Annotated in this window: 13 protein-coding genes and 1 riboswitch; of the genes, 2 read left to right on the top strand and 11 right to left on the bottom strand. The window is 70.2% G+C overall.

The features are described from left to right. Positions 1-6 precede the first annotated feature (6 nt). The 10 genes from J7I98_RS02920 to ribD form a co-directional block, all read right to left on the bottom strand. Positions 7-1,131 (bottom strand): hemolysin family protein, encoded by a 1,125-nt coding sequence (locus tag J7I98_RS02920; protein ID WP_214916206.1) that lies wholly within the window; start codon positions 1,129-1,131, stop codon positions 7-9. Further along, positions 1,128-2,468 carry a hemolysin family protein gene (locus J7I98_RS02915; RefSeq protein WP_214916194.1) on the bottom strand — a complete coding sequence of 447 codons (1,341 nt, stop codon included), beginning with the start codon at positions 2,466-2,468 and terminating at the stop codon, positions 1,128-1,130. Before J7I98_RS02915 ends, J7I98_RS02920 begins: the two co-directional genes overlap by 4 nt. A gap of 186 nt (positions 2,469-2,654) precedes the next feature. Further along, complete coding sequence (locus tag J7I98_RS02910) at positions 2,655-3,107, bottom strand: PH domain-containing protein (protein WP_214916191.1); 453 nt, start codon at positions 3,105-3,107, stop codon at positions 2,655-2,657. A 55-nt stretch (positions 3,108-3,162) separates the two neighbouring features. After that, positions 3,163-4,020, bottom strand: a complete 858-nt coding sequence (gene hisG / locus J7I98_RS02905; protein ID WP_214916188.1) for an ATP phosphoribosyltransferase — start codon at positions 4,018-4,020, stop codon at positions 3,163-3,165. Between the two features lie 66 nt (positions 4,021-4,086). Then, a complete protein-coding gene (locus tag J7I98_RS02900; RefSeq protein ID WP_214916175.1) occupies positions 4,087-4,368 on the bottom strand; it encodes a phosphoribosyl-ATP diphosphatase in 282 nt (93 codons plus the stop codon). A gap of 35 nt (positions 4,369-4,403) precedes the next feature. Continuing rightward, the gene (gene ribH / locus J7I98_RS02895) at positions 4,404-4,889 is read right to left on the bottom strand and encodes a 6,7-dimethyl-8-ribityllumazine synthase (RefSeq protein WP_214916160.1); all 486 of its coding nucleotides are present in this window, start codon (positions 4,887-4,889) and stop codon (positions 4,404-4,406) included. Between the two features lie 33 nt (positions 4,890-4,922). Further along, positions 4,923-6,212: a bifunctional 3,4-dihydroxy-2-butanone-4-phosphate synthase/GTP cyclohydrolase II gene (locus tag J7I98_RS02890; protein ID WP_214916157.1), complete on the bottom strand. Its 1,290-nt coding sequence runs from the start codon at positions 6,210-6,212 to the stop codon at positions 4,923-4,925. Beyond that, positions 6,209-6,862 (bottom strand): nicotinamide mononucleotide transporter family protein, encoded by a 654-nt coding sequence (locus tag J7I98_RS02885; RefSeq protein ID WP_214916155.1) that lies wholly within the window; start codon positions 6,860-6,862, stop codon positions 6,209-6,211. Before J7I98_RS02885 ends, J7I98_RS02890 begins: the two co-directional genes overlap by 4 nt. Next, complete coding sequence (locus J7I98_RS02880; protein WP_214916152.1) at positions 6,859-7,467, bottom strand: riboflavin synthase; 609 nt, start codon at positions 7,465-7,467, stop codon at positions 6,859-6,861. The genes J7I98_RS02885 and J7I98_RS02880 overlap by 4 nt, the downstream gene beginning before the upstream one ends. After that, positions 7,468-8,559: a bifunctional diaminohydroxyphosphoribosylaminopyrimidine deaminase/5-amino-6-(5-phosphoribosylamino)uracil reductase RibD gene (gene ribD, locus J7I98_RS02875; RefSeq protein WP_214916149.1), complete on the bottom strand. Its 1,092-nt coding sequence runs from the start codon at positions 8,557-8,559 to the stop codon at positions 7,468-7,470. A gap of 163 nt (positions 8,560-8,722) precedes the next feature. Further along, positions 8,723-8,853, bottom strand: a riboswitch (FMN riboswitch). A gap of 187 nt (positions 8,854-9,040) precedes the next feature. Between ribD and J7I98_RS02870 the strand changes: the two genes are divergently transcribed. Beyond that, positions 9,041-11,374 carry a chitinase C-terminal domain-containing protein gene (locus J7I98_RS02870; protein WP_214916146.1) on the top strand — a complete coding sequence of 778 codons (2,334 nt, stop codon included), beginning with the start codon at positions 9,041-9,043 and terminating at the stop codon, positions 11,372-11,374. A gap of 90 nt (positions 11,375-11,464) precedes the next feature. Here J7I98_RS02870 and J7I98_RS02865 read toward each other — a convergent pair whose 3' ends face one another. Continuing rightward, the gene (locus J7I98_RS02865) at positions 11,465-12,637 is read right to left on the bottom strand and encodes an ROK family transcriptional regulator (RefSeq protein WP_214916143.1); all 1,173 of its coding nucleotides are present in this window, start codon (positions 12,635-12,637) and stop codon (positions 11,465-11,467) included. Between the two features lie 106 nt (positions 12,638-12,743). Here J7I98_RS02865 and J7I98_RS02860 point away from each other — a divergent pair. Then, on the top strand, positions 12,744-13,885 hold a 1,142-nt coding region (locus J7I98_RS02860), incomplete at its 3' end, for an MFS transporter (RefSeq protein ID WP_214916131.1).

Below are 13,885 nucleotides of genomic sequence, written 5' to 3'. Positions count from 1 at the left end.
TCCTGATCACCCCACCAGCGCCGCCGCCGTTCCCGACGCGTCGTCGGCCGCTGTCCTGCCCGGTGCCGGGGAGGCCCCACGGGGCAGCCGGGGCACCACTACCCGGTGCGCGGGGTCGCGTACCTCGCCTACCAGCATCTCCAGTACGTCCTCCAGGGCGACCAGGCCGAGCACCCGGCCGGCCCCGTCCGCGACCTGTGCCAGATGCGTCGCGGCGCGGCGCATCACGGTCAGGGCGTCGTCCAGCGGGAGCTCGGCGCTCAGCGTCGCCATCGGGCGCCAGACCTGCTGGGGCACGGCCCGCTCCCGCTCCTCCTGGTCGAGTACGTCCTTGACGTGCAGGTAGCCCATGAAGGCCCCGCCGTCGGCGCCGCACACCGGGAAGCGCGAGTAGCCGGTCTGCACCGTCAACTCCTCGATCTCGCGCGGCGTGACCGAGGGCTTCACGGTGACCAGTGAGGCCCTGTCGAGCAGGACGTCGGTGACCGGGCGGCTGCCCAGCCCCAGCGCGTCCCCGAGGCGCTCGCGCTCCCCCGGCTCCAGCAGTCCGGCCTGGCCGGAGTCCTCGACGAGACGGTTGAGCTGCTCGCTGGTGAAGACCGCCTCGACCTCGTCCCTCGGCTCGACCCGGAACAGGCGCAGTACGAGCCGCGCACAGGCACCGAGCCCCGCCGTCACCGGGCGGCACAGCCGCGCGAAGCCGACCAGGCCCGGGCTGAGCCACAGGGCGGTCTTCTCGGGGGCGGCCATGGCGAGGTTCTTCGGCAGCATCTCGCCGACGACGAGGTGCAGGAAGACGACCACGGCGAGCGCGATCATGAATCCCAGCGGGTGGATCAGCCCCTGCGGCATGTGCACCGCGTGGAAGACGGGCTCCAGCAGATGCGCGACGGTCGGCTCCGCCACCGCGCCGAGCGTCAGCGAGCAGACGGTGATCCCGAACTGCGCCGCGGCCATCATCTGCGGCAGATTCTCCAGTCCGTGCAGCACCTGCCTGGCCCGCGCCGAGCCGTTGGCCGCGAGCGGTTCGATCTGACTGCGGCGTACGGAGACGAGTGCGAACTCGGCGCCGACGAAGAAGCCGTTCGCCAGCACGAGCAGCAGTGCGAAGAGAAGGTGGAGAACACTCATCGCACGGCCTCCAGGACCTTCGCGGTACTAGCGGTACGGACGAGCCGCACCCGCTCCGCCCGGTAGCGGTCCACCTGCCGTACGCAGAGCCGCCAGCCCGGCAGCTCGGCCCGGTCGCCCGGGGCCGGAATGCGCCCCAGCAGATCCGCGACGAGCCCGGCCACCGTCTCGTACGGCCCCTCGGGCACTTCCAGACCTATGCGGCGCAGGGTGAGGACGCGGCAGCTGCCGTCCGCCTCCCAGGCCGGATTGCCGTCCTCGGCGGGGGCCGCAGCCAGCTCCGGCCGCTCGGCGCCCTCGTCGTCGTGCTCGTCCCTGACCTCTCCGACGAGCTCCTCGACGATGTCCTCCAGGGTGACGACCCCGGCCGTACCGCCGTACTCGTCGACGACGACGGCGATCGGCTGCTCACTGCGCAGCTGCTCGAGGAGCTGCTGTACGGGCAGGGTCTCGGGCACCATCAGCGGCGGCACGGCGACTTTGGCCACGGAGGTCCGGTGCCGCTCGTGCACCGGCACGGCGAGCGCGTCCTTGAGGTGGACCATGCCCACGACCTCGTCGATGCGCTCCCGGTAGACGGGGAAGCGCGAGAGGCCGGTGGCCCTGGTGAGGTTGAGGACGTCCGCCGCGGTCGCGGAGGACTGCAGCGCGCTGACCTTCACGCGCGGTGTCATGACGTGCTGCGCGGTGAGGCCGCCGAGCGAGAGGGTGCGTACGAACAGGTCGGCGGTGTCCTGTTCGAGAGTGCCCGCCCGGGCCGAGTGGCGGGCGAGCGAGACGAGCTCGCCCGGGGTGCGGGCGGAGGCCAGCTCCGCGGTCGGCTCGACCCCCAGCGCCCGTACGAGGTGGTTGGCGACCGAGTTCAGCAGGGAGATCACGGGCCGGAAGACGGTCGAGAACAGCTGCTGCGGTCCTGCGACGAAACGTGCGACCTGCAAAGGCCTGGAGACCGCCCAGTTCTTCGGAACGAGCTCGCCGATCACCATCTGTACGGCGGAGGCGAGCAGCATGCCGACCACGACGGAGACGCCGGGGACGGCTGCTGCGGGTATGCCGAGGGCGGTGAAGGGGCCGGCCAGCAGGTGGGCGAGCGCGGGCTCGGCGAGCATGCCGACCACCAGTGAGGTGATGGTGATGCCGAGCTGCGTTCCGGAGAGCTGGAAGGACAGCTCCCGCAGCGCTTCGACGACGGTGCGGGCCCGCCGGTCGCCTTCGGCGGCGGCGCGCTCGGCGTCCTGCTTCTCCACGGTGACCAGGCCGAATTCGGCGGCTACGAAGAAGCCGTTGGCGAGGATCAGGAGGAAGGCTGCGGCGAGCAGCAGAAGGGGGATGGTCATGCCGCCGCCTCTGAAGAGAGGGCGGCGCAGGTACTACCGGACGATCCGTCCATTGCTGGAGGGAGTCACTCCTCGGGTCGCAGGTGCCCCGCGAGCCGTACTGAACCGGCTGTGCAATGCGAGGCGGCGCGCTCTTGGCGCACCGGTCAACAGAGTAATCAACAGTGCGCCGCGCAGGGCAGGGGCTCAGCCGGTGTGTGTGCCGGTGCCGCGGGATTCCGCCAGAGCGCGCAACGCGCGGGCGTCGCGGATGGCCTGCTCCTTGGCGATGCCGGGCTGGATGCCGAGGGCGGGCAGGCTGGTGCCGTCACTGAGGTCGAGGAAGACCCAGGCGTCGCCGGGACGCAGATTGACCTGGAGGATCTGAGCCCACTCCAGCCGGCGTGTGGTGGTGAGGTTGACCACGGTGACGCCGGTTTCATCGGCGACGACCTTCGGGCGGCTCAGCAGAAGGAGTACGCCGAAGAGCAGCACGGCGGTGAAGATGAAGGAGACCCGCTCGCCCCCGCTGAGGGTCTCCAGCATGAGGGCGACGGTGGTGATGACAGCGAACATCGCCACCCCGACGGTCAGGAGGACGGCCCGGGTACGGGTCGGCCGGAACGTGACCGGCAGGGCGGGGAGTTCGGACTGGGACACAGCGGTCGGATTCCTTCGGACAGGGCGGGGGCTCAGGCGCGGGCGCGTCCGGCGGTCAGAGACGGCAGGCGTGGATGGCCGTGGTGAGGATGGCGCGGGCGCCGAGCTCGTACAGGTCGTCCATGACGCGCTGGGATTCCTTGGCCGGGACCATCGAACGTACGGCGACCCAGCCCTCGTTGTGCAGCGGCGAGATGGTCGGCGACTCCAGGCCCGGGGTGAGGGCCACGGCCGCTTCGAGGTGCTCGGCGCGGCAGTCGTAGTCCATCATCACGTAGCTGCGGGCGACCAGGACGCCCTGGAGGCGGCGCAGGAACTGCTGCACCTTGGGGTCGGCCGCCTCGTCCGTGGAGACTCCGGAGCGGCGGATCACGACCGCCTCGGACTTCATGATCGGCTCGCCGATCACTTCGAGGCCCGCGTTGCGCAGGCTGGTGCCGGTCTCCACGACGTCGGCGATGACCTGGGCGACGCCCAGCTCGATGGCGGTCTCGACCGCGCCGTCCAGGTGGACGACGGCGGCGTCGATGCCCTCGTCGGCGAGGTGCTTGGCGACGATGCCCTCGTAGGAGGTGGCCACCGTCATGCCGCCGAAGTCCTTGACACCGGTCGCGGTGCCGGGCTTGGTGGCGTAGCGGAAGGTGGAGCGGGCGAAGCCGAGCTGGAGGATCTCCTCCGCGTTCGCCCCGGAGTCCAGCAGCAGGTCGCGCCCGGTGATGCCGATGTCGAGGCGGCCGGAGCTCACGTAGATCGCGATGTCCCGGGGGCGGAGGTAGAAGAACTCGACCTCGTTCTCGGGGTCGACGAGGCGGAGCTCCTTCGACTCCTTGCGCTGCTGGTAACCGGCCTCATGGAGCATCTCCGACGCAGGTCCGGAGAGGGAGCCCTTGTTGGGGATGGCGATGCGCAGCATGAGGTCAGGTCCTTCTGTGCGATGGGAGTCGTAGTCGTACGTGCGTTGCGTTGAAGCGTGCGGAGCTCAGAGGTGGGCGTAGACGTCGTCGAGGGAGATACCGCGGGCGACCATCATCACCTGGACGTGGTACAGCAGCTGCGAGATCTCCTCTGCGGCGGCTTCCTTGCCCTCGTACTCGGCGGCCATCCAGACTTCGGCGGCCTCCTCGACGACCTTCTTGCCGATGGCATGGACACCCTTGTCCACCAGCTCGGCGGTGCGGGAGGTCGAGGGGTCGCCGTTGGCGGCCTTGAGCTGGAGCTCGGTGAAGAGCTCTTCGAAGCTCTTGGGGGGTTTGTTCGCCATGATGGTCCTAAGAGTACGGGGTGGCCTGTGGCCACTCAGCGCCAGGGCTCTGCAACCGTGCGCAGCGTGGTCGCGGTGGCGACGGCCGCGGTCACCGCCTCGTGGCCCTTGTCCTCGTTGGAGCCCTCGATGCCGGCCCGGTCGAGGGCCTGCTCCTCGGTGTCGCAGGTCAGCACGCCGAAGCCGACGGGTACGCCGGTGTCGACGGAGACCTGGACGAGGCCGTTGGTGACGCCCTGGCACACGTACTCGAAGTGTGGGGTTCCGCCACGGATGACGACGCCCAGCGCCACGATCGCGTCGTAACCGCGGCCCGCGAGGACCTTGGCGACGACGGGGAGCTCGAAGCTGCCCGGGACCCGCAGGACGGTCGGCTCGTCGATGCCGAGCTCGTGCAGTGCGCGCAGGGCGCCGTTGACGAGGCCGTCCATGACCTTCTCGTGCCACTGGGCCGCGATCACCGCCACCCGCAGGTCGCCGCAGTTCTTCACGCTCAGTTCGGGTGCGCCCTTGCCGCTCACGCGTCTCTCCTGAAAGTTGTGTTGGTGACTTTTTTACTGGTTGCCGCAGGTGGAGGCGGGGGTGCCGTCCAGCCAGGGCAGGTCGTGTCCCATCCGGTCCCGCTTGGTCCGCAGGTACCGGAGATTGTGCTCGCCCGCCTTGACGGGCATGGCCTCGCGGCCGGTGACCTTCAGGCCGTGCCGTACGAGCGCCGCGGTCTTCTCGGGGTTGTTGGTCATCAGCCGGAGGCTGTGTACGCCGAGGTCTTCGAGGATCTGCGCCCCCGCCGCGTAGTCACGCGCGTCGGCGGGCAGGCCCAGTTCCAGGTTGGCGTCGAGGGTGTCGCGGCCGAGCTCCTGGAGTTCGTACGCGCGCAGCTTGGACAGCAGTCCGATGCCGCGGCCCTCGTGGCCGCGCAGATAGACGACGATGCCGCGGCCCGCGTCCGTAATGGCCTGCATGGACGCTTCCAGCTGGGGGCCGCAGTCGCAGCGCTGCGAGTGGAAGATGTCGCCGGTCAGGCACTCGGAGTGCATCCGCACGAGGACGTCTTCGCCGTCGCCGATCTCGCCGTGGACCAGGGCGACGTGTTCGACGCCGTCCACGGTGGAGCGGTAGCCGTACGCCGTGAATTCCCCGAAGGACGTGGGGAGATTGACGGTGGCCTCGCGGCGGACGGTCGGGTCGGAAGTGCGGCGGTAGGCGATCAGGTCCTCGATGGAGATGATCGTCAGGCCGTGCTTGCGGGCGAAGGGGATCAGCTCGGGCAGCCGCAGCATCACCCCGTCCTCGCCGGCGATCTCGACGATCGCGCCGGCCGGGCGCAGGCCCGCGAGCCTGGCGAGGTCCACGGCGGCCTCGGTGTGGCCGTTGCGGACGAGCACGCCGCCGGGCTTGGCGCGCAGCGGGAAGATGTGGCCGGGACGGACGAAGTCGCCCGCGGTGGACCCGCCGCTCGCCAGCAGCCTCAGGGTGGTGGCGCGGTCGGCGGCCGAGATGCCGGTGGTGACGCCGTGGGCGGCCGAGGCGTCGACGGAGACGGTGAAGGCCGTGCTCATCGACTCGGTGTTGTTCTCGACCATCTGGGGAAGGTCGAGCCGCTCCAGTTCGTCGCCCTCCATCGGGGCGCAGATCAGGCCGCGGCATTCGCTCATCATGAAGGCGACGATCTCGGGGGTCGCCTTCTCGGCGGCGATGACGAGGTCGCCCTCGTTCTCCCGGTTCTCGTCGTCGACGACGACGACGGGCCGCCCGGCCGCGATGTCACGGATGGCTTGTTCGACGGGGTCGAGGGCGAGGTCCTCGACGTTGTCGGTGCTGTACCAGGTGGGCAGGGCACTCATGCTGCTGCTCCTTCCATGGCCGGCTTCACGCTCGTACGCGAGCGCTGCCACCAGTCGTAGGCACCCCAGATGACGAGGGCGAAGTAGACGACGTACACAAGACCGGAGAAGGCCAGGCCGCTGCTGAAGGCGAGCGGCACGCCCACCAGGTCGACCAGCAGCCAGGCGAACCAGAACTCGACCAGGCCCCGGGCCTGGGCGACCATCGCGACGAGCGTGCCGACGAAGATGTACGCGTCGGCCCAGGGGCTCCAGGACAGCGACGGGTACAGCGTGAACAGCCCGCCGACAGCCAGCGTGCCCACCACGGCCCCGGCCAGCAGCAGTCCGCGCTCCTGCCAGGTGGCGAAGCGGACGGCGATCGAACCGTCCTGGGCCTGCTGCCTGCCGCGCTGCCACTGCCGCCAGCCCCACATCGCGACACCGATGACCAGCAGCTGCTTGCCGACGCCGCCGCTCAGGTTCGCGGAGTAGTACGCGGCGACGAGGATGACGCCGGACAGGAGCTGGGCGGGCCAGGTCCATATGGAGCGGCGCCAGCCGAGCGCGAGCGCGGCGAGTCCGATGGTGTTGCCGATCATGTCGGACCACATGATGTGCTGGTCGAAGGCGGTGAAGGCCTCGCTGTTCAGCCAGGACACGGCGCTCACTTGGCGGACTCCTCGGCATTGGCGCCGAGCAGCCGCTCGACGTACTTGGCGATGACATCGACCTCAAGGTTGACCGGATCGCCGGCCTGCTTGATGCCGAGCGTGGTCAGGGCGAGCGTGGTGGGGATGAGGCTGATGGTGAAGTAGTCGGGGCCCGCGTCGACGACCGTGAGGCTGACGCCGTCGACGGTGATGGAGCCCTTTTCGACGACGTACCGGGTGAGGGCTGCGGGGAGCGAGATCTTGACGATCTCCCAGTTCTCGGAGGGCTTGCGCTCGACGATGGTGCCGGTCCCGTCGACATGGCCCTGGACGATGTGTCCGCCGAGCCGTCCGCCGACCGCCATCGGGCGCTCCAGGTTGACGCGGGAGCCGGTGGTGAGGGCGCCGAGGCTGGAGCGGTCGAGCGTCTCGGCCATCACGTCGGCGGTGAACTCGCCGCCGCCGAAGTCGACGACGGTGAGGCAGACGCCGTTGACGGCGATCGAGTCGCCGTGCTTCGCGCCTTCGGTGACGACAGGGCCGCGCAGTCGGAAGCGGGAGGAGTCGCCGAGGTTCTCGACGGCGGTGACTTCACCCAGTTCTTCGACGATTCCGGTGAACACTCAGTCCTCCTGCTGGACGTGCTGGACGGTGGCGGTGATGCGCAGATCGGGGCCGATACGGACGGCCTCGGTCATGTCGAGGCGCAACGCCCCGGACATGGTGGGGATTCCGGCGTCGGCGAGGGCATGGGGGCCTGCGCCGAGCAGTGCGGGGGCCAGGTAGCCGACGACGGTGTCGACGGCGCCTGCGGCGACGAAGGCTCCGGCGAGAGTCGGGCCGCCTTCGACGAGCACGGAGCGGACGCCGCGTCCGTGCAGGTCGGCGAGGAGCGCGGGGATGTCGAGGCCGCGCCCGGTCCTTGGCAGCCGTACGACATCGGTACCGGGAAGGCAGGTCTCGGCGTCCTCGGCGACCGCGATGAGCGTGGGCGCGGCGTCGTCGAGGACGCGGGCGCCGGGCTTGACGGCGGTGGCCTCGGTGTCGACGACGACGCGCAGCGGCTGGACGGCGCCTTCGATGCCGCGTACGGCGAGGTGCGGGTCGTCGGCGCGGGCGGTGCCCGAGCCGACCACGACCGCGTCCGCCTCGGCGCGCAGCCGGTGGACGTCGGCGCGGGACTCGGGCGAGGTGATCCACCGGCTGGTGCCGTCGGCGGCGGCGATCCTGCCGTCGAGGGTGGCGGCGTACTTCCACAGGACGTACGGGCGGCCGAGGCGTACGGAGGTCAGCCAGGCGATGTTGCCCGCCTCGGCCTCGTCGGCGAGGAGCCCTTGCTCGATGTCGATCCCGGCTGCGCGGAGGGTGTCCGCACCGCCGGTGGCCTGCGGGTTCGGGTCGGCGACCGCGTACACGACACGGGCGATCCCGGCATCGACGAGCGCCTGGGCGCAGGGGCCTGTGCGGCCCGTGTGGTTGCAGGGTTCGAGGGTGACGTACGCCGTGCCGCCCCGGGCTTTTTCGCCCGCGTCGCGCAGGGCGTGGACCTCGGCGTGCGGGCCGCCGGCGCGCTGGTGCCAGCCCTCGCCGACGGTCTGTCCGGAGGCGTCGGTGACGACGCACCCGACGACCGGGTTGGGGCTGGTGGAGCCGAGTCCGCGTGCGGCGAGCAGAATGGCTCGGCGCATGGCGTTTGCGTCGGCTGCGGTGGCCACCGGGTCCTCCTGCCTCTTCGGGCACGGACTCCGGGGCCTGTCAATGACGACAGAGAGCGGGAAACACGCCACGAGCACTGGGAACGCCGAGGCCGAAAGAGGGGTCGCCCAGGGGGCGAGCCGGACTGCCGACAGCGGCGTACCAATGACCTGTGACGGCCCGCCGCGCACTGCCTCCCATCCGGACTTTCACCGTCGGTACAGGAATTTCACCTGTTCAACCGGCCACTGGAGGTGACCGGGTCGCGGACTATAACCGCCGGTTCGGAATTACACCGACCCCGGAGTGCGCTGCTGCTGGTACACGGTCAGTGTGCCACGCCTGATCGACGGTCATGCATGCGAGGCCTTGTGGTCCGGCTCACAGAGATTGGTCCATACCTATTGACGCTCTGGTCTAGTCCTCTTAGCGTCTGCTCGCAACGCGAACCCAATCCCCAGTTCGCGGTGCCAGGCCGACCCTCCCCAGGAGGAACAGACCGTGCTGTCCCCCACCCGAGCGAAAACCTCTCTGCTCGCCGCCGGCGCCGCCGTCGCCGGACTCCTGCTCAGCTCCCTCTCCGGAGGCGTCTCGCACGCAGCCGACAACGAGCTCTGCCGTCCCGACGGGCTGTACAAGACGCCGGGCGTCGATGTCCCGTACTGCTCGGTGTACGACACCGAGGGCCGCGAGAAGATGGGCGCCGACCACCAGCGCCGCGTCATCGGCTACTTCACCGGCTGGCGTACCGGCAAGAACGGCGAGCCCGCCTACCTCGCCTCCGACATCCCGTGGGACAAGGTCACCCACCTCAACTACGCCTTCGCGCACATCGGCAGCGACAACAAGATCTCGGTGGGCTCCGACGGCGAGAAGAATGCCGCGACCGGGATGACCTGGCCCGGTGTGGCCGGTGCGGAAATGGACCCGGCGTACGCCTACAAGGGCCACTTCAACCTGCTGAGTAAATTCAAGAAGCAGCATCCGGACGTCAAGACACTTGTCTCGGTGGGCGGTTGGGCAGAGACCGGCGGGTATTTCGCCGACAACGGCGACCGGGTGAACTCCGGCGGCTTCTACTCCATGGCGACCAACGCGGACGGTTCGGTCAACCAGGCCGGCATCGACACCTTCGCGGACTCGACGGTCGCCTTCATCAAGAAGTACGGATTCAACGGCGTCGACATCGACTACGAGTACCCGACGACGATGAAGGACGCGGGCAATCCGCTGGACTTCTCGTTCTCCAACGGGCGCCGTGCCGGGCTGGTCAAGGGCTATGCCGCGCTGATGAAGTCGCTGCGCGAGAAGCTCGACCGGGCGGGCGCCGCCGACGGCAGGCACTACCTGCTCACGGTCGCCGCGCCGTCGTCCGGCTATCTGCTGCGCGGCATGGAGACTTTCCAGGTCCAGAAGTATCTGGACTACGTCAACATCATGTCGTACGACCTCCATGGCGCCTGGAACGAATACGTCGGCCCCAATGCCTCGCTCTTCGACGACGGCAAGGACGCCGAACTGGCCGCCGCCGGCGTGTATTCCACCGCGCAGTACGGCGGGACCGGTTATCTCAATACCGACTGGGCCTATCACTACTTCCGCGGCTCCATGCCGGCGGGGCGCATCAATATCGGCCTGCCGTACTACACCCGTGGACACAAGAATGTGCAGGGCGGAACGGACGGGCTGTGGGGCAAGGCACCTTCGACGAACTGCCCGGCCGGCGCAGGCCTGACGAAGTGCGGCGACGGCGCTTCGGGCATCGACAATCTGTGGCACGACAAGGACACGGCGGGCAAGGAGTCCCCGGCGGGGTCCAACCCGATGTGGCACGCGAAGAACCTGGAGAAGGGCGTCGTCGGCGACTACGTGACGCAGTACGGCTTCCCGGCCGACACGAAGCTGACCGGCACGTATGCCCGTAAGTACGACTCGACGCTCGTCGCGCCGTGGCTGTGGAACGCGGAGAAGAAGGTCTTCCTGTCGACGGAGGACGAGCAGTCGGTCAAGGCGAAGGCCGACTACGTGGTGGACAAGGGCATCGGCGGCACGATGGTCTGGGAGCTCGCGGGCGACTACGACTGGAACGCGACCAAGGGGCAGTACGAGATCGGTGATTCGCTGACGACCGCGATGTACGACACGTTCAAGTCGGCCTCGCCGTACGGCGCGAAGCGGTCCACGGTCACACTGCCGACGAAGGCGCTGGACATCGGTGTCGACTTCGGCCAGTTCCCGCTCGGCGATTCGAATTACCCCATCAGCCCCAAGCTGAAGATCACGAACAATTCGAAGGCGACCCTGCCCGGCGGCACGGAGTTCCAGTTCGACTACGCGACCTCCGCGCCCGCCAACGCCAAGGACCAGTCCGGCTTCAGCACGACGATCGTGCGCAGCGACCACACCGCCGCCAACAACATCGGCGGCCTGAAGGGCGACTACAACCGCGTCTCGCTGAAGCTCCCGGCCTGGCAGACGCTGGCGCCCGGCGCCTCGGTGGAGCTGGACTTCGTCTACTACCTGCCGACGTCCACTCCGTCCAACTGGACGGTGACCTTCGGCGGCCAGTCGTACGCCCTGGCAGGGGACTTGGCACGCGGTACGACGGTGGTGGACCCGGGGACCGATCCCGGCCCGGGGCCGGACCCGAGCCCCACGCCGAGCCCGGGCGGGCCGTGCGCCGCGACGCCCGCCTGGAGCGCCTCTGCCGAGTACGGAGGCAGTACGACCGTCTCCCACAAGGCACACACCTGGAAGTCCAAGTGGTGGACGAAGGGAGAGGAGCCGGGTACTACCGGTGAGTGGGGCGTCTGGCAGGACCTCGGAGCCTGCTGACCCCAGTTGAACGCCCGGCGGCGGAGACCGGCCCTTCCCGCCGCCGGGTCCCTCTTGCTCCCTTCTGGGGTGCGGAAGGTGCGGACTTTCTCAGTTCTGAGGTGCGAATACGTCGTCCTGGGCCGCGTCCCGCGCCGTGAGCAGCGCACCCTGGAGCACCGCCCCGTCGCCCAGTTCCCCCGCCCGTACCTCCGTGCGCAGCGGTGACAGGGCGGCCAGCCGGTCGGCGACGCGCTCGGCGAGGGCGGCGCCGCCCGTGTGGCCGGTTTCGCCGCCCAGGAGGACGCAGCCCGGGTCGAGGACCGCGGTGACGGCCGCCGCGCCTACGGCAAGGTGCGTGGCCAGGGCGTCCAGGAAGGGCTCGCCGCGACGGCCCGCCGCCAGGGCCGCCCGTACACCGGCAGCGGCGGACGTGTCTCCGGGCGTCGCTATGCCGTGCCGGGCGGCGAGTCGGGCGATGGCCGCGCCACCCACCAGCGAATGGAAGCCACCGTCGCAGGCGGTCGCCGACGGCAGCCCCACGGTGCCGGGCACGGGCAGGAAGCCGATCTCGCCCGCGCCGCCCGACGCCCCGCGGCGCAGTTTGCCGTCGAGAACGAGCGCCGCGCCCACGCCGTGGCCGAGCCAGAGCAGCACGAAGGTGTCACGGTCGCGGGCCGCGCCGAGCCGCTGTTCCGCGACGGCGGCGAGGTTGGTCTCGTTCTCCACGAGCACCGTGGCGGGAAGACGTTCCTGCAGGGCGGCGACCAGTCTGCGGTGCCAGGCGGGCAGCCCTGTGGTCTGGCGGAGTTCGCCGGTGGCCGGGTCGATCAGGCCGGGCGCGCCGATCCCGAGGCTGTGCAGCCGCTGCGCCCCGGCCTCGCGGGCGGTGTGTTCCAGCAGTGCCACCGCCTGCTCCACGGCGGGCTCGGTTCCCGTCGTGTCGCCGTCGATCGGCAGGGTCGCCTCGGCGAGGGTCGTGCCGAGCAGGTCGGCGACGACGACGGAGACGCCCTGGGTACGTACGTCGAGCGCGGCGAGGTGCGCCCGGTCCGCGACGATCCCGTAGAGCCGGGCGTTGGGGCCGCGGCGCTGCGCCCCGGCCTCTCCGACCACGGTGATCAGCCCTGCTCCTTGCAGCCGTTCGACCAGGTCGGCGACGGAGGGACGGGAGAGTCCGGTCAGCGTTTTCAGCTGCCCTGCCGTCAACGGGCCCTCTTCCTGAAGCAGCTTCAGAGCGAACCGGTCGTTGATGGCCCGGGCGGTGCTCGGTGATGCGGGCATGCCGCGGATCCTCTCAGATCTATTTATCAGGCAGGGTTCCTGATAATTTACTCCGGCACGCTGGACGCACCGAGGGTCCGGGGACGATCCGGGGAGGACGCGACGCATGTCGGGCGAAGTCTTCAGTCAGGGGAAGTTGAGGCGGGCGCGCTACGCCGTGGCCGCCGTCTTCTGTGTGCACGGCGCGGTGACGGGCAGCTTCGCCACCCGCATCCCGTGGATCGCGGACCACGCCTCCGTCGGCGCGGGACAGCTCGGCCTCGCGCTGGCTTTCCCGGCGATCGGCGCGTCGGTGGCGATGCCGCTGGCCGGCGCGATCAGCCACCGTTTCGGCGCGCGGGGCGCGCTGCGGGGGCTGCTGGCACTGTGGACGCTCTCTCTCACGCTGCCCGCCCTGGCGACGAATCTGGGCACTCTGTGCGCCGCGCTCTTCGTGTACGGCGCCACCGCGGGCATGTCGGACGTCGCGATGAACGCCCTCGGCGTCGAGACCGAGAACCGGCTCGACAAGTCGATCATGTCCGGGCTGCACGGCATGTGGAGCGCGGGCGCACTGATCGGCTCGGCCGCGGGGACGCTTGCCGCACACCTCGGCAGCGATGCCCGCCTGCACCACGTGCTCGCCGCCGCCGCGCTCACCGTGCTCGGCCTGGCCGCATGCCAGGGCGTACTCGACCTGCGCAGCGCCCCTGACGCGCAGGCGCCCCCGCGGTTCGCGCTGCCGCCCAAGTCGGCGCTGGTGATCGGCGCGATCGGGTTCTGCGCGGTGTTCGCGGAGGGGGCGAGCCTGGACTGGTCGGCGGTGTACCTGCGGGACGTACTGGATACGTCGCCGGGCCTCGCCGCGGCGTCAACCACCGCCTTCGCGCTGACGATGGCCGTGGCGCGGCTCGCCGGGGACAAGGTGGTCGACCGCTTCGGTGCCGTGCGTACGGTCCGGGTGGGCGGGGTGGCGGCGACGGCCGGTGGCGTGCTGGTCGTGGTGGCGCCGCATCCGGCGGTCGCGATGGGCGGGTTCGCGCTGATCGGGCTAGGCGTCGCGGTCGTCGTCCCGCTGGCCTTCGCGGCGGCGGGCCGCAGCGGCCCGAACCCGAGCCAGGCGATCGCGGGCGTCGCGACCATTACGTACACCTCGGGCCTGATCGCCCCGTCGGCAATCGGCGCGGTCGCCGACGCTACGTCGCTGGTCGTGTCGTTCGGTCTGGTGACGACGCTGGCGTTCGGGCTGGTGGCGGGGGCGGGTGTGCT

The organism is Streptomyces sp. ISL-98 (genome assembly GCF_018614055.1).
GTDB classification, from domain to species: Bacteria; Actinomycetota; Actinomycetes; order Streptomycetales; family Streptomycetaceae; genus Streptomyces; species Streptomyces spiramyceticus.
This window is presented reverse-complemented; position numbering and strand designations above follow the sequence as displayed.